This is a genomic window from Halolactibacillus sp. JCM 19043 (assembly GCF_001310395.1).
Lineage (GTDB): Bacteria > Bacillota > Bacilli > Bacillales > Amphibacillaceae > Halolactibacillus > Halolactibacillus miurensis.
This window is the reverse complement of the sequence record NZ_BAXD01000014.1, coordinates 47,992-67,191: the sequence shown is the minus strand read 5'-3', so window position 1 is coordinate 67,191 and position 19,200 is coordinate 47,992. Positions and strand designations below refer to the sequence as shown.

At 39.2% G+C, this 19,200-nt stretch carries 22 protein-coding genes and 5 pseudogenes; 22 read left to right on the top strand and 5 right to left on the bottom strand.

Annotation, left to right across the window (positions count from 1 at the left end; all coding sequences use genetic code 11):
* Positions 1 to 232: hypothetical protein (locus JCM19043_RS16420; protein WP_231631471.1), on the top strand; the 232-nt coding region annotated here is incomplete at its 5' end.
* 24 nt (positions 233 to 256) lie between these two features.
* Here JCM19043_RS16420 and JCM19043_RS08540 read toward each other — a convergent pair.
* Genes JCM19043_RS08540 through JCM19043_RS08530 form a run of 3 tightly spaced genes read right to left on the bottom strand, consistent with a single transcriptional unit; the run spans position 257 to position 1,493 of the window.
* Complete coding sequence (locus JCM19043_RS08540; RefSeq protein WP_062321700.1) at positions 257 to 478, bottom strand: hypothetical protein; 222 nt, start codon at positions 476 to 478, stop codon at positions 257 to 259.
* On the bottom strand, positions 471 to 1,109 hold the full coding sequence (locus tag JCM19043_RS08535; protein WP_062321698.1) for a hypothetical protein: 639 nt from the start codon (positions 1,107 to 1,109) through the stop codon (positions 471 to 473). The genes JCM19043_RS08540 and JCM19043_RS08535 overlap by 8 nt, the downstream gene beginning before the upstream one ends.
* The gene (locus JCM19043_RS08530; RefSeq protein WP_062321696.1) at positions 1,110 to 1,493 is read right to left on the bottom strand and encodes a hypothetical protein; all 384 of its coding nucleotides are present in this window, start codon (positions 1,491 to 1,493) and stop codon (positions 1,110 to 1,112) included. It abuts the gene before it with no gap.
* A 166-nt stretch (positions 1,494 to 1,659) separates the two neighbouring features.
* Here JCM19043_RS08530 and JCM19043_RS18805 point away from each other — a divergent pair, with 166 nt between their 5' ends.
* From JCM19043_RS18805 to rsmI, 12 genes and pseudogenes are all read left to right on the top strand, one after another.
* A complete protein-coding gene (locus JCM19043_RS18805; protein ID WP_082394496.1) occupies positions 1,660 to 1,839 on the top strand; it encodes a sigma factor G inhibitor Gin in 180 nt (59 codons plus the stop codon).
* A 162-nt stretch (positions 1,840 to 2,001) separates the two neighbouring features.
* Complete coding sequence (locus JCM19043_RS08525) at positions 2,002 to 3,441, top strand: aminotransferase class I/II-fold pyridoxal phosphate-dependent enzyme (protein ID WP_062321693.1); 1,440 nt, start codon at positions 2,002 to 2,004, stop codon at positions 3,439 to 3,441.
* Between the two features lie 2 nt (positions 3,442 to 3,443).
* Positions 3,444 to 4,073, top strand: a complete 630-nt coding sequence (tmk, locus tag JCM19043_RS08520; RefSeq protein WP_062321691.1) for a dTMP kinase — start codon at positions 3,444 to 3,446, stop codon at positions 4,071 to 4,073.
* 26 nt (positions 4,074 to 4,099) lie between these two features.
* Positions 4,100 to 4,429 (top strand): cyclic-di-AMP receptor, encoded by a 330-nt coding sequence (locus JCM19043_RS08515; RefSeq protein ID WP_062321689.1) that lies wholly within the window; start codon positions 4,100 to 4,102, stop codon positions 4,427 to 4,429.
* Positions 4,430 to 4,450: 21 nt separating this feature from the next.
* The gene (locus tag JCM19043_RS08510; RefSeq protein ID WP_062321687.1) at positions 4,451 to 4,891 is read left to right on the top strand and encodes a YaaR family protein; all 441 of its coding nucleotides are present in this window, start codon (positions 4,451 to 4,453) and stop codon (positions 4,889 to 4,891) included.
* Between the two features lie 100 nt (positions 4,892 to 4,991).
* On the top strand, positions 4,992 to 5,750 hold the full coding sequence (holB, locus tag JCM19043_RS08505) for a DNA polymerase III subunit delta' (RefSeq protein ID WP_369813829.1): 759 nt from the start codon (positions 4,992 to 4,994) through the stop codon (positions 5,748 to 5,750).
* Complete coding sequence (locus JCM19043_RS18800) at positions 5,738 to 5,977, top strand: hypothetical protein (RefSeq protein ID WP_369813828.1); 240 nt, start codon at positions 5,738 to 5,740, stop codon at positions 5,975 to 5,977. Before holB ends, JCM19043_RS18800 begins: the two co-directional genes overlap by 13 nt.
* A gap of 6 nt (positions 5,978 to 5,983) precedes the next feature.
* A pseudogene (locus tag JCM19043_RS08500) lies at positions 5,984 to 6,803 on the top strand (stage 0 sporulation family protein).
* Between the two features lie 27 nt (positions 6,804 to 6,830).
* Entirely contained in the window at positions 6,831 to 7,193 is a 363-nt protein-coding gene (gene yabA, locus JCM19043_RS08495) for a DNA replication initiation control protein YabA (RefSeq protein ID WP_062321707.1), read from the top strand.
* 124 nt (positions 7,194 to 7,317) lie between these two features.
* Positions 7,318 to 8,001 carry a tRNA1(Val) (adenine(37)-N6)-methyltransferase gene (locus JCM19043_RS08490; protein ID WP_062321705.1) on the top strand — a complete coding sequence of 228 codons (684 nt, stop codon included), beginning with the start codon at positions 7,318 to 7,320 and terminating at the stop codon, positions 7,999 to 8,001.
* Positions 7,991 to 8,272 carry a GIY-YIG nuclease family protein gene (locus JCM19043_RS08485; RefSeq protein ID WP_177220704.1) on the top strand — a complete coding sequence of 94 codons (282 nt, stop codon included), beginning with the start codon at positions 7,991 to 7,993 and terminating at the stop codon, positions 8,270 to 8,272. The genes JCM19043_RS08490 and JCM19043_RS08485 overlap by 11 nt, the downstream gene beginning before the upstream one ends.
* On the top strand, positions 8,250 to 9,122 hold the full coding sequence (gene rsmI / locus JCM19043_RS08480) for a 16S rRNA (cytidine(1402)-2'-O)-methyltransferase (RefSeq protein ID WP_062321683.1): 873 nt from the start codon (positions 8,250 to 8,252) through the stop codon (positions 9,120 to 9,122). The genes JCM19043_RS08485 and rsmI overlap by 23 nt, the downstream gene beginning before the upstream one ends.
* 71 nt (positions 9,123 to 9,193) lie before the next feature.
* Here the strand turns inward: rsmI and JCM19043_RS08475 are convergent, their stop codons facing one another.
* Positions 9,194 to 9,526 (bottom strand): NINE protein, encoded by a 333-nt coding sequence (locus tag JCM19043_RS08475; RefSeq protein ID WP_062321681.1) that lies wholly within the window; start codon positions 9,524 to 9,526, stop codon positions 9,194 to 9,196.
* Positions 9,527 to 9,680: 154 nt separating this feature from the next.
* A complete protein-coding gene (locus tag JCM19043_RS08470) occupies positions 9,681 to 9,959 on the bottom strand; it encodes an AbrB/MazE/SpoVT family DNA-binding domain-containing protein (protein ID WP_062321679.1) in 279 nt (92 codons plus the stop codon).
* Between the two features lie 448 nt (positions 9,960 to 10,407).
* Here JCM19043_RS08470 and metG point away from each other — a divergent pair.
* The 9 genes and pseudogenes from metG to spoVG all read left to right on the top strand — a co-directional run bounded on the left by metG (position 10,408) and on the right by spoVG (position 19,058).
* Positions 10,408 to 12,356, top strand: a pseudogene (metG, locus tag JCM19043_RS08465) (methionine--tRNA ligase).
* 115 nt (positions 12,357 to 12,471) lie between these two features.
* Positions 12,472 to 13,236: a TatD family hydrolase gene (locus JCM19043_RS08460; protein ID WP_062321677.1), complete on the top strand. Its 765-nt coding sequence runs from the start codon at positions 12,472 to 12,474 to the stop codon at positions 13,234 to 13,236.
* A gap of 215 nt (positions 13,237 to 13,451) precedes the next feature.
* Positions 13,452 to 14,648, top strand: coding sequence for a ubiquitin-like domain-containing protein (locus JCM19043_RS17575; RefSeq protein WP_062321675.1), 1,197 nt, complete (start codon positions 13,452 to 13,454; stop codon positions 14,646 to 14,648).
* Positions 14,649 to 14,822: 174 nt separating this feature from the next.
* On the top strand, positions 14,823 to 15,383 hold the full coding sequence (gene rnmV / locus JCM19043_RS08450) for a ribonuclease M5 (protein WP_062321673.1): 561 nt from the start codon (positions 14,823 to 14,825) through the stop codon (positions 15,381 to 15,383).
* Positions 15,376 to 16,262: pseudogene (gene rsmA / locus JCM19043_RS08445) on the top strand (16S rRNA (adenine(1518)-N(6)/adenine(1519)-N(6))-dimethyltransferase RsmA). The gene rnmV and the pseudogene rsmA overlap by 8 nt, the downstream one beginning before the upstream one ends.
* A gap of 100 nt (positions 16,263 to 16,362) precedes the next feature.
* Positions 16,363 to 17,217, top strand: coding sequence for a sporulation peptidase YabG (gene yabG / locus JCM19043_RS08440; protein WP_062321671.1), 855 nt, complete (start codon positions 16,363 to 16,365; stop codon positions 17,215 to 17,217).
* 211 nt (positions 17,218 to 17,428) lie between these two features.
* A pseudogene (gene veg / locus JCM19043_RS08435) lies at positions 17,429 to 17,691 on the top strand (biofilm formation stimulator Veg).
* A gap of 124 nt (positions 17,692 to 17,815) precedes the next feature.
* Positions 17,816 to 18,636, top strand: a pseudogene (gene purR, locus JCM19043_RS08430) (pur operon repressor).
* A gap of 134 nt (positions 18,637 to 18,770) precedes the next feature.
* Positions 18,771 to 19,058 (top strand): septation regulator SpoVG, encoded by a 288-nt coding sequence (gene spoVG / locus JCM19043_RS08425; RefSeq protein ID WP_062321669.1) that lies wholly within the window; start codon positions 18,771 to 18,773, stop codon positions 19,056 to 19,058.
* Positions 19,059 to 19,200 lie beyond the last annotated feature (142 nt).

Here is a 19,200-nt window from a genome sequence, read left to right as displayed (position 1 = left end):
AACTAAACCCCCTTTTAAGGTGTTCCTTAAAAGGGGGTTTTTGTGTATCTTTTTTATGGTTGAGTCGAGTGATTATTTATTCTTTGTGTTTTTACCCACTAAAATCCATGACAGTCTAATTAGTGTTATTAAGACAAAAGTACCGATTGCGATAGGCCATGGATTGATGCTATTATCTATATCGACAAATAGCGATGTCACAAAAGCTGCTAAAAAAGCAGTAAGAGAATAAATAATATACTGAAGTATGCCGTTTTTATCGATTTTCATTATTCTCTTTTCTTTCTACTTTCCTTTTTACGTCTCTAAAAAATTCAACAATGATGATACCAATTATTCCACCAATACTACTTATCCAAGCGTGCTGAAAATCCATCGGTTCACCTGTAAATAATGCGATAAGAAACACACCAAAAAAAGCACTAAGTATGAAGAGAATAAGTAATTTTACGGCGCTTCGTATTGAAGACTCACTCATTTATATAACCTCCTCTAATTACTTCGAAAGTAGGTATAAGGGTGACAAAGTAAACGAGTATGAAACCGATAAACTGAACACTCGCAAACATCCATTTCGGTTGTAGCGGCTTTAAAAATAGCCAGCTATAAATAACAGCTAAGTAAATAATCATCTGATAATGACCGTTACTTAACTCGAAATATAAGCTAAACAATAGCACAACTGGTCCCATTGTTAACCAAGCACGTTTCCATCTTTCGCTATTCTGAGTCCATTCTTCTTTTGTTAAAGATAACTCATGTAGACGCACGTTTGCCATATGCTCTTGTTTAAATAGTAGTAGATCAATGAATAGAACAGTTATAGCGGATAAAAAGGTTAAAGGTAGTAATTGATGCGTAATAATGATCGGTTGGATGAGAAATAGGCCGCTCTTAACTAAAAAAAGTAGCGTATACAGACGAATTTTCTGCCCTTGTTTAAATAGCCCGTAACAAAGCAGTTGAAACAAGAGAAAACCAGGCCAAATAAGAAAGACAATGAGAAAGGCTTTTGTGCCTGTAACGTCACTTGGTGAGGGTAATAGGAAAAGAACATAAATAAGTAACCATAAACTACTTATTGAAACGAGTTTAGATCGTGACTGCACTTATCTTATCCCTATTAACTTTGCTTTCTTTTTCGAAAAGCGAATCAATTCAAACATCGCCATTCCTATCCCAGTAAAGATACTGACAAAGACGGCACGTGAATAATCGACAGGCGTCTCTTTAAGTAAAGCTATGATTATTTGTCCGATGAAGCTACCAGAAGTAAAAATCACACCAGAAAGCAATGCGCGTTTTGTTCTCTTTTTTGAAGAATAAATAAGTTCAAACATCATCATCCCTATCCCAGTAAAGATACTGATAAATAGGACACGTGAATAATTAGTAGGTGTTTCTTTGAAGAGCTCTAACAAAATTTGTCCGATAAAGCTCCCGAAAGTAAAAATAACGCCAAAGAATAGCGCGTGTAATAGTGAACGTGTCATTATATTATCGCCTCCATTTTTTATAAAACTACATCGCTCGTGATCTGATAACTTCATTGTAACAGTTCTCCCATTATTTTGTAATGTTTAGCCTGTATTTTTTTGTAATAGCTGATTAAAATATGTGAAACATGGTGAGACTGAATGGCAAAAGGAGGCGTTACATATGACATGTTCCCTTTGTCATGAAACATCATCTGACTATTTACACTTGTACTACTTATCTATTTGCCCAGTTTGTGAGGAGAAGTTATTAAAGCTAAAACCAGAAACAAGTGAGTATCATTATCTTATCTATAAGTTAACTGAATGTCGGAAACGACAACAAAAAGCATCCATCTCTTAACGCATGACCTTGACGTGACTTTTCGTATTATAAGTCACATCAGGGTTCTTTTTTTACTTGTTTCACCATCCATTAAATGATATAACAAGAAAGAACCAAGAGATCTTCCCTTATATATTTAATATGATAAAGAAAAAAGATGATGTTAGAGAGGAGCATTTGATGTCAAAACAAATACGCATACCTTTATGGGAGAAACTTCAATCGGTTGCTAGTGAACATCCGATGTCCTTTCACGTACCCGGACATAAAAACGGCCAAGTATTACCGCATGAATCATGGGAAGTATTTCGTGACCTGATGCGTTACGATTTAACGGAGTTACCTGGATTAGATGATTTGTATCAACCTGATGGTGTTATTAAAGAGGCGATGAGTTTAGCACGTGACTTTTTTGATAGTCGGGAGACCTTCTTTTTAGTTAACGGTTCAACCGTTGGCAATTTAGCGATGATCCTTCAGTCGGTCTCTGTTGGTGATTATATTTTAGTGCCGAAAAACGTCCATAAGTCCGTTATTCATGGATTAGAACTAAGTGGGGCTCACCCGATCTTTATTGAACCAGACTATGATGAAACATTAAATCGTGCGATATTTCCACGCCTGGCTGATGTGAGACAAGCTTTTAACACGTATCCTATTAAAGCGATGATTATCACCTACCCTGATTACTTCGGAACCACAGGTGACTTGGAATCACTAATTACTTGTGTACATGAACATGAGGCCCTCATGCTCGTGGATGAAGCACACGGAGTACATTTATCACTGAGTCATAAAGACTTGCCACCATCGGCCTTATCGCTTGGCGCCGATTTTGTCGTTCAGTCAGCTCATAAAATGGCGCCGTCTTTAACACAAACAGCTTACTTACACGTAGGGAAGGGTTATGAGGGTGAGACAACACGCATCAAACACTACTTAGACATGTTGCAGTCCAGCAGCCCGTCATATTTACTTATGGCAAGTTTAGATGCTAGCCGAGCGTATTTAGCATCACAAACTCGTCACGATTTAGACCGGGTCATGGAATCTGTTAAGGCTGTTAAAGAGGTGTTAAGCGCACTGAATAGTGCCACCTTAATCGAATCTAATAAGCAAACGGATCCATTAAAAATCACCTTAAAGGCGCGTCCAGGTTACACGACAAAAGCAATAGAAACAGCCTTTCGGTCGCACGGAATTTATTTAGAATTTATAACGGATCAATATTTACTGTTTGTTCATGGACTAGCCCCGTTCACTAAGCTAGAAAAGTTACAAGAAGCTGTGAATGACTTGAATCACACATTAAAAAAAGCAGCAATTCATGATACAATGAAAGTAGTAAGAAAAAAGGTCCGACAACCACTTACAGAACTGGCACTTGATTATCAAACGCTCAGAGAGTGCCAATCAGTTTTTGTCTCATTAGAAGAGGCGATGAATTGTATTGCTGCTGAATCAATTGTTCCATATCCACCCGGCATTCCGCTCGTATTAAAAGGTGAACGGATAAATCAGGAAGCGATCCGGGCGATCAAGCAGCTAATAGTGGCTCAAGTGAATTTTCAAAATCAAGCTATTAGTGAAGGTGTGTTTGTCGTAAAGGAGATAGAATAGTGATGAAAGGCATATTTATTACATTTGAAGGCGGTGAAGGTGCAGGTAAATCAACCGTACTCGAACGAGTTGCAATGAAACTGCGTGACCTAAATTACGATGTATTAACAACACGTGAACCAGGTGGCATTCACATCGCAGAAGCGATTCGCGAAGTGATTTTAGATACGACGCACACAACAATGGATGCCAAAACAGAAGCTCTACTCTATGCGGCGGCTCGCCGTCAGCATTTAGTTGAAAAAGTCATTCCAGCACTTGAAAGGGGCAAGATTGTCCTGTGTGACCGGTTTATTGATTCTAGTCTTGCTTATCAAGGTTATGCGAGAGGGTTAGGTATTGATCAAATTTACACGATTAATCAATTTGCGATTGATGCTTGTATGCCATCACTGACACTGTGGTTTAAATTAGATCCATCCATTGGCTTAAAGCGCATAGAGAAAAATAATGAGCGAGAACAGAACCGTCTTGATTTAGAAACGCTCACCTTTCATGAAAAAGTCTATCAAGGCTATGCAGTACTAGCTGAACGATTTAGTGACCGGATTCAACCGATACGCGCAGACGTTACTGTAGAAGAAGTTACAGAGCTCGCATTAAATAAGGTGCTCAGTCATATCAATCAGTAAATGATAAAACATTGGAGGAATGGAAGATGAAATTAATTATTGCGGTTATTCAAGATAAAGATAGTCACCGGTTAATTGATGCTTTATCAGATAAAGAATATAAAACGACAAAACTATCAACGACCGGCGGATTCTTAAAAGAAGGTAATACAACGTTAATGATTGGTTGTGAAGACGAAGAAGTCGATCAAGCGTTAGATATTATTAAACATAAATCCAGTCACCGCGAACAAATGGTGGCACCAATCTCGCCTATGGGAGGTAATGCGGATTCGTATATTCCCCGTCCAATTAACATTGAAGTAGGAGGCGCGACGGTCTTTGTCTTACCTGTCGATAGTTTCTTCCAGTTCTAATAAGTAAAGGGAGACGCGTGCATGAAAATAAATAAAGATCTTTTAAATCAAATTGAAAAAAGCCAACGGCAACAACCGCTTTCCCCATCGAAGTCGGTTGATTTTCAAAAGCTCGTCCAAACCCAAGCCGATAAACTGCGGTCATTCCCTCTTGAACAACAGCTTGAAGAAATTAAAAAGCAAGGCGATAAGCTCGTTCGTTACCGGACACTGAGAGAGGTGGCGAAATATAAACGAATGGTGAAGAGTTTTATTAAAGATGCGACGTCAAAAGGGCTTGATTTAAGCCATCATCACAGTTTTAACTTTGAAGGCACGAACAGGCAACTGCATATCGTTAAAACGATTGATGAGAAGCTGATGGAAATGACTGAACAAATTACGACCGATGGTGCACGTTCGATTGACTTGCTTGGATTAATTGGTGAGATTAAAGGATTATTGATTAATTTGTATTCCTAAAACAATTAAGAGAAGAAATATGCTAAAATAACGGAAGAACGTGAGAGTGACGATCACTGATCTCACTCTTTTTCAACACGTGGAAGTTAGGTGGCTTTTTATGCAACGTTTTGAAGAACTCGAACAGATCCAGCCAGTGGCTGTTAAGATGTTAAAAAAAATGATTAACCATAACCGTATCGCACATGCGTATTTAATTCATGGTGACCCAGGCACGAAAAAACGGGCCATTGCCGAAACGCTTGCGCTTCGATTATTCTGCCGGGAAACAGAGACCGCTGAACCGTGCCTACAGTGCCGGGATTGTAAACGCGTGATTTCTGGGAACCATCCAGATTTACACTGGATTAAACCTGATGGATTATCCATCAAAAAAGAACAGATTGAAGCACTCCAACGTGAGTTTATTTATTCGGGTGTTGAATCTAATCGAAAAGTTTATGTGATTGAAGATGCTGATTTAATGACGGTGAATGCGAGTAACCGTTTGTTAAAGTTTTTAGAAGAACCGAGTCAAGAGACAACCGCGATTCTTTTGACGAAGAATCAACAACAACTCTTAGATACGATTCGATCACGCTGTCAAATGATTGCGTTACGTCCTTTATCAGGGAAAGCTATTGAAACAGCGCTAATCGAAGACGGCATCACGAAAGAAAATGCGCGAATTTTTCAAGCGATTGCCCCGCAATTAGAGGAAGCAAAAGCTTTAAATCAAGATGAGTGGTTTGCAGAAGCACGAAAATTAATGGTACAATTAGTAGGTATGCTGATAGATAAACCGCAGGAACGTTGTTATTTATTGAAAAACATTGGATGCAACATTTTAACGATCGGGATAAATTGTTGCTCGGTTTAGATTTATTATTATTATGGTTTAAAGATCTTATGTATTTGCACATTGGAGACACAGAGCACATCGTGTTACTAAGCTATCAAGCTGAGTTAGAACGCGTGAGCTTACGCTATACAAGAAAAGATCTCGTGACTATATTATCAGCCATTACATCCGCCAAACAAAAGCTCAATCAACATACCCATCCAACCCTTGTGATGGAACAACTAACACTGCAGATGCAGAGGTGAATATAAATGATAGAAGTTATTGGTGTCAGATTTAAGAAAGTAGGGAAAATATATTATTTTGACCCGGCTAACCTTCAGATAGATAAAGACGACTATGTCATCGTCGAAACCGCACGTGGCGTTGAGTTTGGTAAAGTCGTGCTAGAAAAGAAACAAGTAGAAGAAACAGACGTCGTGATGCCGCTGAAAAAAAGTCATCCGGCTAGCAACAGAAAAAGATAAACATATCGTATTAGAAAATAAAGACAATGCAAAAGAAGCGTATCTTACGTGTGAAAAGAAGATTAAGGCACATCAGCTTGATATGAACTTAGTTGATGTCGAGTATACGTTTGACCGTAATAAAGTGATTTTTTATTTTACAGCAGATGGCCGCGTCGATTTCCGTGAACTCGTTAAAGACTTGGCATCGGTATTTAAAACCCGCATTGAATTACGTCAGATTGGTGTGAGAGATGAGGCTAAGTTACTTGGCGGTATTGGTCCGTGTGGGCGGATGCTTTGTTGTTCAACTTTTTTAGGAGACTTTGAACCGGTGTCGATTAAAATGGCTAAAGATCAAAACCTTTCACTCAACCCGACAAAAATTTCAGGATTATGCGGCCGCTTAATGTGCTGCTTAAAATATGAAAATGATGAGTATGAACAAGCAAAACGCGAACTGCCAGACGTCGGTCAAAAACTAACAACACCACTCGGCCGTGGACGTGTTGTTGGATTAAATATACTAGAACGTATCATTCAAGTTGAGATTAAAGAACTTGAACGTGTCGTTGAATATACGTTAGATGAACTGATTGAAGCAGGGGTTCTAACAACGTCATAATGAGAAAAGGTGGTGGGTGTGATGAACATGAATAGAAAAGAAGTGTTTGAACAAGTGTCAGATATGGAAGAACAGATTGGTCAACTGTATCAACAGCTGGGTGATTTAAAAACACATTTAAGTGAATTACTAGAAGAAAATCATCGATTGGCGCATGAGAATCATCACCTACGTCAACGCCTCGATCAATCGATTGAAGAAACAGCTGAACGCGATCAACAAAGAGAAACAACAGAACGACGGACGGTCGATAATATCGGTGAAGGTTATGACAATTTAGCGCGTCTATATGAAGAAGGTTTTCATATATGTAATGTGCACTTTGGTAGTCCAAGACAGAACGAAGATTGTTTATTCTGTTTATCGTTCTTAAATAAGACAAAAGATTAAATAGAATATAGCAAAAAAGGCTGGGGATCTTCTTATAGATGCCAGTCTTTTTTTAAGGAAGTGTGGTGCAAGCGTGGAACTGTATGAAGATGAACGTTTAGATTATTTATTTACCGATGAATCGATGCAGATTATTCAAAGCCCGTCAGTTTTTTCTTATTCAATTGATGCCGTGTTACTCGCTCACTTCAGTTCACTGCCGAAAAAACGCGGGAAAATTTTAGATTTATGTAGCGGTAATGGGGTTGTCCCTTTACTTATGAGTCGTTATACGACACGTCCCATTGACGGGATAGAGATTCAAACCAAGTTACATGATATGGCGATGCGCAGTATTCGTTTAAACGATAAACAAGATCAAATTATGATGCACCTTGGCGATTTAAAAGACTTACCGGACCATTATAAGAATGATAAATTTGATTTGGTGACCGTAAATCCTCCTTACTTTGATACAGCGAGTGATGCCCATCATAACTTAAATGAGCATCTCACGATTGCCCGTCATGAAGTGACAACGTCACTTGAAACAGTTATTGAGACGGCAAGTAAACTGACGAAATCCGGTGGGAAAATGACGATGGTCCACCGACCTGATCGACTGGTCGATATCTTTTTGTTGATGCGTCAATATAAGCTTGAGCCTAAACGCATGCAACTTGTCTATCCAAAGCGCGATAAAGAAGCTAATATTGTCTTAATTGAAGCGATGCGCGATGGCAAAAAAGCGTTAAAAACGTTACCACCTTTCTATGTGTTTAATGATGAAGGGACGTATACAGAGGAGTATTTGCGTCTTGTGTACTAAACATGTGGTCTATATTTTAGAATGTGACGACCAGACGCTGTATACCGGTTATACGAATCGCTTAAGTTATCGTTTAAAGCAACATAGGCAGGGAAAAGGGGCAAAGTATACAAAGGGAAGAGGGCCACTTTTGTTACGCTATGCCAATAGCTTTGAGACTAAAACGCTCGCCTTAAAAGAAGAATATCGCATTAAGCAATTATCGAAACGACAAAAACAAGCACTCATTAAAACAGGAGGCAATATCGATGTGGACACAGAACAGTTATGAAGAAAGTGAACAAGGTAAGTTATTCATTGTGCCAACACCGATCGGTAACTTACAGGATATCACCTTACGCGGGTTAGAGACGTTAAAAATAGCTGATAAAATTCTTGCTGAAGATACGCGCAACACAAAAAAATTACTGAATCATTTTGAGATAACAACCCCACTTCTTAGTTATCACGAACATAGTGATCAAAAGAAAATTGATCAGATCCTCGCCGCACTTGAAAGTGGCACAACGTTTGCGTTAGTGAGTGACGCCGGTATGCCAGGTATTTCTGACCCAGGTGAAGTATTAATCAAGCAAGCGATTGAACGCGAGATTGATTGTATTGTGTTACCCGGGGCCAATGCAGCCCTCGTTGCGCTTGTTGGTTCAGGCTTACCGACGAAACAGTTTTATTTTTACGGTTTTTTACCACGAAAAAATAAAGAGATCAAACAAGCGTTTGAAGAAATCAATAAACAAACGGCGACGATTCTTCTTTACGAATCACCGTATCGTTTAACGGATACGTTAATGGCCATTAAAACACATCTCGGGGACCGACAAGTTGCTGTAGGTCGTGAGTTAACGAAACGTTTTGAAGAGTTTAGCCGTGGGATGATTGATGATGTGATTAACTGGTCAAGTAGTAAAGAGATTAAAGGTGAATGCTGTATTGTCATCGAAGGACGAACAGAAGCTCTTCTAGATGATTACTGGTGGGAAGACTTATCGATTAAAGATCATGTCGACCACTATATAAACGAGGGTCAAAAAAGTAAAGAAGCGATTAAGCAAGTGGCTACAGACAGAAAACAACCAAAACGTGATATTTATCACGTCTATCATATAGAAGAATCGGAATAACAAACACCCCCTTTGTTGATTGTATCATCAACAAGGGGGTGTTTTGGGTAAATGATGGGCTATTGCTGATCTTATTTAGTCTTGAGCTGATCAACGTATCGCTTGAGTGATTGTTCGAGTTGACTGTTCATACGCTCTACTTTCTTGAATATGAAAAAAGCATCAATAATTAACCAAAGCGCGACAAGCATTAACAGAATAGATCCGATAAAGAATGGTAAGGTGATGATACCCGTTAACGTCAACAATAGTTTGATAATGCCAAGCATTTTTTCTTCTAAGTAGATATGATGCAGACCGAAAAAACCTAAAAAGATCAGTAAAAGATAGCTCACACTTAACTGTTTGCCGTGTCGTAAGATTTCCGTATTGATAAAGGTGCGTTCGGTTAAACTGTATTTCATATGCTTCCTCGCTTTCTAAAATAGTGCTAGTGTTAGTCATACTTTAACATAAGACTGTCATTTTTTCTATAAACTGTATGATCAATCAAAAGGGAAACAAAAAAGAACTGTTTCCCCCTAATTGGAAACAGTTCTTTTTGTTAGGATGTTTCGATTACTTTGTTAATGATTTGTTGATTTCTTCTACAAGTGCTTTTGCACCTTCTGGAGAAAGAATCAATTTACCATCTGCAAGTGTCAAGTTATCATCAGAAATCTCACCTGTTACTTGGCAAGTCATGCTTGGCTTGTATTTTTGAAGAATGATGCGCTCATCATCTACATAAATTTCTAATGCGTCCTTTTCTGCAATACCTAATGTACGACGTAATTCGATTGGAATTACGACACGTCCTAGTTCGTCTACTTTACGAACAATACCTGTTGATTTCATAAGAAAAACTCCCCTTTATTAATAGTTTGGTATATTTCGACAATACCTATAGTTTAAGATACCATTAATTTCTATATGTGTCAATTGAAAAAACTCGTTTTTTCGAAAAAAAGGAAAGTAACTGACGTTTTTTGAAATAATCGAATAAAAAACCGTCAATTTTCCCTTATCTGTCTAATAAACCGAAAAAATTGTCTCATGTGAAGAGATTACTTCAAATGTTGGACCTCTCTTCTTACTGGAAGTAGTTGAAGAATGAGGGAGCGATAAATAGGTTTAAAAGGTGTGGCTATAAGGCCTGACGTTTTAGAATCAGTGAATGAATTTACTGTCTCAGCAAAAAAACAGGTAATAACGATGGAAAATTCACCGTAAAAAGGCTACAATATAAAGATATACGTCCATTATTTTCACGAACATTTATACAACTTTAAGGGAGGAACAACCGATGTCAGAGAAAAAAACATTTTATATTACGACACCGATTTATTATCCAAGTGGTAACTTACACATTGGACATGCATATACAACGGTCGCTGGTGATGCGATTGCCCGCTACAAACGTTTAAAAGGTTTTGATGTCATGTATTTAACCGGAACGGATGAACATGGCCAAAAAATTCAAAAGAAAGCCGATGAAAAAAGGATAACCCCGCAAGCCTACGTTGATGAGATTGTCAGTGGCATTCAAGTGCTATGGGATAAGCTTGATATTTCCCATACTGACTTTATTCGGACAACACAACCACGTCATAAAGAAGTGGTTGAGAAAATCTTTAAGCAACTACTTGACCAAGGCGATATTTATTTAGACGAATATGAAGGATGGTACTGTACATCATGTGAATCATTCTTTACAGAACGTCAACTTGAATCAGGCAATTGTCCTGATTGCGGTGGACCAGTAGAAGTCGTCAAAGAAGAATCATATTTCTTTAAAATGAGTAAGTATGTCGATCGCTTGCTTGAATATTATGAACAAAACCCTGACTTTATCCAACCAGAAAGTCGTAAAAATGAAATGATCAATAACTTCATTAAACCGGGACTGGAAGATTTAGCTGTGTCACGTACGACATTTGATTGGGGTATTAAAGTACCTGGCGATGCGAAACACGTGATTTACGTATGGATTGATGCGTTATCAAACTATATTACAGCACTTGGCTACAATACGGATGATGACAGCTTATTTAATAAATATTGGCCAGCGGATGTACACTTAATGAGTAAAGAAATCGTCCGTTTCCATACGATTTATTGGCCAATTATGTTGATGGCATTAGATTTACCTTTACCAAAACAAGTCTTTGCGCATGGCTGGATTCTAATGAAAGACGGTAAGATGTCAAAATCTAAAGGGAATGTCGTTGATCCGATCTCACTGACAGACGCTACGGACTAGATGCCTTGCGTTATTACTTATTACGTGAAGTGCCCTTTGGCGCGGACGGGGTATTTACACCAGAAGGTTTTGTTGATCGTGTGAATTTTGATTTAGCCAATGATTTAGGTAACTTACTTAACCGTACCGTCGCGATGATTGATAAATACTTCGGCGGAGAAATTCCAGCTTTCACTAAAGGTGAAACGGATATTGACACATCACTTGAGACAATGGCGATGGAGACAGTTACGGGTTATGAGGAAGCGATGGATCATATGCAGTTTAGTGTTGCCTTAAGTACCATCTGGCAATACGTTAGCCGGACAAATAAATATATCGATGAAAATGAACCATGGGTGCTTGCGAAAGATGAAGCGAAAAAAGAACGTCTTGGCAATGTGATGGCTCACTTAGTTGATAGTTTACGCCGGACAGCCGTGTTATTGCGTCCATTCTTAACCGAAACACCAGGGAAAATCTTCAGCCAACTTGGTGTAACAGATGAGGCACTTCAATCATTTGACTCTATCAGAGATTTCGGTGTCGTTAAAGCGGGCACGCGTGTGGATAAACAAGGCCCAATTTTCCCGCGTCTGGATACAGAAGAAGAAGTGGCCGCTATTAAAGCGATGATGACAAAACCAGCGGAAGAGAAACAAACAGAAATCGAGCCAATCAAAGAAGACATTGCCTTTGATGACTTCTTAAAACTCGACGTGCGGGTGGCGGAAGTGATTCAAGCAGAAAAAATGAAAAAAGCCGATAGATTACTCAAAATTTACGTTGATTTAGGCAACGAAAAGCGTCAAATCATTTCAGGGATTGCGAAATTCTATCAGCCAGAAGATTTAGTTGGCAAGAAGGTCCTCGTTGTTGCTAACTTAAAACCGGTAAAATTACGCGGAGAACTATCTCAAGGTATGATTCTAACAGGTGAAGATTCTGACGGAAACTTATCGCTTGCGAGTGTACAAGATCCAAACTTACCAAACGGTTCAGTAGTAAAATAATTTAACGAAGAAAAGAGTCAGATCACTATCCGGTGATTGGCTCTTTTTCATCATGAATAAGAGACAATCACGACAACACGTAAACGATACAAAGAATTAAAGGAGCGAGTAAACGATGTTATTTGATACACATGTCCATTTAAATATTGAACAATTTGATGAAGACCGTGATGAGGTCATTCAACGTGCGAAAGCAGCGGGTGTAGAAAAAATGGTCGTCGTGGGATTTGATTATGAGACGATTCATAAGGCGATGGCTTTAGCAGAACAACATGACTTTATTTATGCGGCGGTTGGTTGGCATCCTGTTGATGCGATTGATTTTACCGATGAAGACCTTTTATGGTTAGAAGAACTCGCGCATCACGAAAAGGTCGTCGCTTTAGGTGAGATGGGTCTTGACTATTACTGGGATAAGTCACCGAAAGACGTACAAAAAGATGTCTTTAGAAAACAAATCGCCCTCGCAAAGAAAGTAAAGTTACCGATTATTATTCATAACCGCGAGGCAACGGACGATGTGATTCAATTACTACAAGAAGAACATGCCGAAGAAGTTGGTGGGATTATGCACTGTTTTGCGGGTGAAGTCGAACATGTCAAGCCATGTCTTGATATGAATTTCTATATTTCACTCGGAGGTCCGGTCACATTTAAAAATGCTAAAGCCCCTAAAGAAGTCGCAAAAGTTGTTCCGGCTGACCGGTTACTCGTTGAAACGGATTGTCCGTTTTTAGCCCCACATCCTCATCGAGGAAAGCGAAATGAACCAGCTTATGTTCGTTTAGTCGCAGAACAAATTGCCAATCTTCGCGACACATCGATTGAAGCAATTGAACAACAAACGACAGCGAACGCGCTTAGACTGTTTGGTATTTAAGTGGGTGAAAAGACAAAAATGAGGGAATGTTACGATTGTGTAACGAAAGGCCTATTTTGTAACCTTTTCTTAATTTACTTGTCATGATACCGCTTTTATGAATGAAAACGTTGATATATCAACGTTTTTTTTGTCACAAATGGCGATTTGGTCGTTTGACACTTCCTTTTAATCCAGCTATAATCTAGACGCACATTAAAAGGAGGCATTTTTTAATGAATCTAAAGTCTAAGCTACCAGCTGTTTTTAAACATAAAGTGTTTATGCCAGTCGTCACAGTACTATTATTACTTGTTGTCGTTGGTTTTGTTGGGCTAGAAGTCACGAAAAAAGATGTTGTGTTTACCCATAATGGAGAGACAGAAACAGTTGTGACACGCGCCGAAACAGTTGAAGCCTTACTAGAAGAGTTAGAGATCAATCCATCAGAAGATGATTATCTCTCACATGAGTTAACAACCAATATTTCGTCAGATATGGAAGTAGAATATAAAGAAGCGGTTGAAGTCGTGGTCAATGATCAGGCGAATACAACCACATATATGACAACAGCAAGTACCGTTGGTGAATTTTTAGAAGCAGAAAATATTCAGGTTGCTTCACACGATGACTTGAGTGTAGCTTCAGATGAAGCTATTACTGACGCATTAACGTTAGACATTGACCGTGCGGTCAAAGTGGCGGTAACGGATGGAACAAATGAAACAGCTGATGTTTATACAACAGCGGATACTGTTGAAGATCTGTTGAAAGAACAACAACTTGAACTATCTGACCTGGATCGAGTCGAACCAGGCATCGAGGAAGCAGTCACAGCGGATATGGCTGTGGATGTGATTCGTGTGGAAGAAGTGACAGATGTTATTGAAGAAGAAGTCGCTTTTTCAACCGTCCGAAAAAATGATAGTTCATTAACAAAGGGCAAAGAACAAGTTGTGGAGTCAGGTTCTAATGGCCTTGTTGAGAAACGTTACACCGTTGTATTAGAAAATGGAGAAGAAGTATCACGTGAATTAGTCAGTGAAGATGTGAAAAAAGAAGCGTCACAACGCGTCGTTGCCGTTGGTACAAAAGCGATTCAACAAGCACCTTCACGTGGGACAAGCTCTGCGGTCGCTGGTAAAACAATCACGATGCATGCCACTGCTTATAACTGGAATTGTGCGACATGTGATGGTCGTGGATTAACGGCGACAGGATATAATGTTAAAGCGAATCCTGACGGTGTCATTGCTGTTGATCCGAGCGTGATTCCACTTGGAACAAAAGTATATGTGGAAGGTTATGGTTATGCCGTGGCCCGCGATACAGGTGGTGCCATTAAAGGTAACCGTATTGATGTGCATATGCGTTCGGTTAGTGCGGCCCAACAATTTGGTCGCAGAACTGTTAAAGTTACTATTATTGAGTAAAGTATGAATGCTAGAACAAGCATTTGTCTAATTTTAACGAGAAGGCGATTGATGTCTTCTCGTATTTTTATTTCCCCTAGAAACTTCTCTAGGGTTTTTGTTTTTTCTTTTTGGATGCAAGTGTGGATGGATTAAGCTATACTAGGGAAAGAATTAATTGAAGGAGCTATAAAGATGCGGATAAAAGAAGTCATTGTTGTAGAGGGAAAAGATGATACAGCAAAAATAAAACAAGCCGTTGATGCGGATACCATTGAAACAAATGGCTCTGCCATTAATCATAAAATATTAACACAAATCAAACACGCAAAAGACGTCCGTGGTGTGATTGTCTTTACCGATCCTGATTACCCAGGACAACGGATCCGTAGTATAATTAATGAACAAGTACCAGGCTGTAAGCACGCCTTCTTAACAAAAGATGATGCGCGCGATAAACATGATCGTGGGATTGGGATTGAACATGCTTCAAAAGAAGCGATACAAAAAGCCTTGGAAGCTGTATATGAAGTCGGTGACACGTATAGATCTGATATAGAAAAGGAAGATCTCATGCGATACGGTTTAATCGGAGGAACTTATGCAAGAGAGAAGCGTGAGGCGCTCACAACGCATTTGAATATTGGTTATGCGAACGGGAAACAATTAATGAAGCGGTTAACAATGTTTCATATCACAAAAAGTGATTTAAAAACAGCGATGAAAGAAATTGAAAAGGAGAATGGCGATGTCTAAAGAAAAGCGGATAGCAACACCATCTATGACGAAACACTATTTAAATCAGTTTGGTTTTCACTTTAAGAAAAGTCTCGGACAAAACTTTCTCATTGATGTTAATGTGTTAGAAAACATTTCAAAAAAAGCAGGTGTCACAAAGGACACAGGTGTTGTTGAGATTGGACCGGGGATGGCGCCTTAACTGAACAACTGGCTATTGATGCAGATAAGGTATTGGCCTTTGAAATTGATCAACGTCTGAAGCCGATCTTACAAGAAACACTCGCTGACTATGACAATGTGAAAGTAGTTTTTGAAGATATTCTGTCGGCTGATATTGCCCCAACGTTAACAGACTACTTTAACGATACCCAACCGCTTAAATTAGTCGCCAATTTACCTTACTACGTGACGACCCCAATTATTATGAAAGTCTTAATGAATCGTCTACCTTTTGAGAGTATGACTGTGATGATTCAAAAAGAGGTTGCGGACCGGATGAGCGCAAAACCCAATACTAAAAGTTACGGTTCCTTGTCGCTTGCTGTCCAGTATTACACGGAAGCGTCTGTGTTATTTATTGTGCCAAAAACGGTTTTCATGCCACAACCTAATGTCGATTCCGCTATTCTGCATTTGGCGTTTAGAGAGACGCCACCGGTAGATGTTAAAGATGAAGACTACTTCTTCGAGTTGATTCAAGCGTCGTTCCAACAGCGTAGAAAGACGCTTAGAAACAACTTATCAAGACATTTTAAAGAATTGCTCGATAAAGGCACAATTGAAACGTTAGCACAATCGATTGGACTTGATTTAACCCGCCGAGCCGAATCACTTACAATGGAAGAGTTCGCTAGTCTTGCGAATGTATTATATGAAGCTCAAAATAACGCATAAAAGATAATGATGGGCCCTAACGATACGTTTTTTATCGTTAGGGGTTTTTCACCTTCTTTATGCTAGGTGCATACACTAGCATGATGATGGAGGTGACCGAATGGATATTTCAGTAGGGGATTTGATTACGCGTAAAAGTTATGAGCACGATACGGTCTTTCGGGTGATTGATGTCACTGAGCGCGGTGTCTTGTTGGCGGGAGAAGACGTGCGATTAATTGCTGATGCGCCTTTACACGATGTTGTGAAAATCGATGAGACGTTGAGAGAAACGATAATAGAACAAGCCGATGAACAAAAAGCCTACGCCTTTCGATTGTTCAAACAAGACTATCAATTGATGAAGTTAAAACATACATCGATGCGAATCAATGAAGAGCGCGCCTTTTTATTGCCGGCAAAAGTACTGCACTTAGATGGCGATCAGACTTATTTAAAAAAATGTATAAAGGCTTATCAAAAGTTAGGGATTCATGTCCATGGTTTGTATGTCAAAGAAGAAGAGATGGCCAGTGTGGTTGGAGACTTAATTGAAAAAATCAGTCCGGATATTGTCGTCATTACCGGACACGATAGTTATTCGGAAAAAAAAGGAAAACCAAATGAATTAAAGGCCTATCGTCATACGAAAGATTTTGTGGAAACGGTGCGAGCGATTAGGAAAATCGAACGTCACTTAGATCAGCTCGTCATTTTTGCTGGTGCCTGTCAATCGCACTTTCAATCACTCATTCGAGCGGGTGCAAATTTTGCATCATCGCCTGAACGGGTGAACATTCATGCGCTAGATCCCGTCTATATTGCGGCTAAAGTCTGTTACACATCGTTTATGGACCGAGTAACCCCAGAAGATCTTATTCGTCATACGTTAACAAAGCAAGACGGTATCGGTGGGATTGAAACAAGGGGGTTCTTTCGGACGGGGATGCCGCTGATTGAAGAGGATGACGACTGAACGTTCACAACTTAGCCATAATTGTATAATAGGCGATGGGAAGCACGACTATCGAGGGGGTTTTTAATTGTCTGAAAGTTTAAATAATGACTTTGGTCGCATGAAAAGAAAAAAATATATTGACAAGTAAAATTAATAACTGTTATAATAAATAATTTTATTGACTTCGTTTTTAGTTCGTGCTATAATGAACAAAGTGAGGTGAAGTGTAGTGGCGAAAACGCTGGTTGAGATTAAACGTAGTTAGATAGTCAGATTGGAAAACGCTTGAAGCTGATTGCGAATGGCGGAAGAAAGAAGACAGTCGAACGGTTTGGAACGCTTGAGGAAACGTATCCGTCAGTCTTTGTAGTAGCATTAGACCAAGATGAAAATGCGTTCGAACGCGTTTCATACAGTTATGCGGATATTTTAACAGAAACAGTTGAGTTAAACTTCATCAATGAAGGCCATATGGTAGCATTAGAGCAGTAATTCGTTACTGCTTTTTTTGTTGGATAAAAACCCGAAGAATTATGAAGATTTTTTGGTTTTCTCTTGCTTAAAACCGTATAAAATGTTATATTTACTTCAAAATATTCGGTTTTGAGGTGAAGGAATGAAACGAAGTGATCGGTTAATCGGAATGACAGAATACGTCCTTGAACATCCGATGGAATTAATCTCGTTACCTTTCTTCTCTGAGCGATATCAAGCAGCTAAATCATCGATCAGTGAAGATTTAACGATTATGAATCAAATGTTACAACATGAAGCATCGGCCATCTAGAATCAATTTCAGGCGCGGCAGGTGGCGTACGCTATATTCCAAATGTCGCAGCAGATAAGAGCCATCAGTTTTTGTCTGTATTAGCTGAGCGTCTAGAAGACCCGGCCCGCATTTTACCTGGGGGCTATTTATTTATGAGTGATATACTCGGTGAGCCGCAAACGGTCCGTGAGATTGGTCGGTTATTTGCGAGTGCTTTTACCGATCTTGAACTCGATGCGGTTGTGACAGTCGCAACAAAAGGTATTCCGCTTGCCTATGCGGTGGCGAGCTTTTTAAATGTACCAGTTGTCATCGTGAGACGCGATCCGAAAATTACGGAAGGATCAACCGTCAGCATTAATTATGTCTCAGGCTCTTCAAAGAAAATCCAAACGATGGTGCTAACGAAGCGTAGCTTAAAACAAGGAGCGAAAGTCTGTATCATTGATGATTTTATGAAAGCAGGCGGCACGATCGATGGCATGAGAAGTTTGTTGAAAGAGTTTGAAGCAGAAGTGAAAGCTATTGGTGTATTAGCAGAGGCTGAAGATGAAGAAGATGAACGGGTTGTGACAGATTATGTCTCGCTTATTCAAATCTCTCACGTTGATGTGAAAAACCAAAAAATCGAGACGACTATCGGTAATTATTTCGATCATATTCAGTAACGATACGCGCGCTTTCCTTGATCAGAACAAAACAGATGAGAAAAAATGCAAAAAAGTTGAATTTTAGCAGGAATTTATACTTAACATGTTGAATCTATCTATTGTGTGTTAAAACTTATAAGGTGGTGAGCATAATGGAAGTTACTGATGTAAGGTTGCGTTGTGTGGAAAGTGATAGTCGAATGAAAGCCATCGCTTCTATTACGCTAGATGAGGCATTTGTCGTTCATGACATTCGTGTTATTGATGGAAATAACGGCTTATTTGTAGCCATGCCGTCAAAGCGGACACCGGACGGGGAATTTAGAGATATTGCCCATCCAATCAATGCGAAAATGCGCAATCTAATTGAAATTGCCATTCTAGCAAAGTATGAAGAAACATTGAAAGAAGTGGCGCAAGAAGAAGTCGGGGTCTCTTAATTGTTATTCTTATTACCGCATAAAAGCTTCATGCGGCTATCGTGTTTGTTTGATCAATCATGATAGTGCGTCTTGAAGTTTTTTTGTTTTTTTTACTCGTCATTTAAAAAAGCAACGCAGTGATGACGCTTTCAATGGTTCA